Genomic DNA, 270 nt, shown 5'->3' with positions numbered 1-270 from the left:
GATCCTGATCGTCGTCGAAGGCGCTGCCATCGAGCCCGATCGCAAAATGCAGGCCTTTTGTGGCAGCGTCTGCAATTGGCGCTATGCCGGAGCGGAGGCGCAAGTTCGCCGAGGGATTGGACACAAGTTGAACGCCGCGCTCGGCCATCAGTTCGTATTCATCAGGTCTCAGTTGAACGCCATGCGCCACAGCCAAGCGGGGGGAGAGAAAGCCGATCTCGTCAAGATATCGGACGATACCTTGCGGGAAGCGCCGGTCAAGCCAGAGCC

1 protein-coding gene is annotated in these 270 nt (G+C 60.0%); it reads right to left on the bottom strand.

Annotation, left to right across the window (positions count from 1 at the left end):
- Positions 1–190 (bottom strand): amidohydrolase family protein (locus tag ACPYOM_RS22590; protein ID WP_481347678.1); only part of this gene is annotated, 190 nt, incomplete at its 3' end.
- Positions 191–270 lie beyond the last annotated feature (80 nt).

The sequence above is a fragment of the Monashia sp. HAY1-2A genome, assembly GCF_056755315.1.
This window is presented reverse-complemented; position numbering and strand designations above follow the sequence as displayed.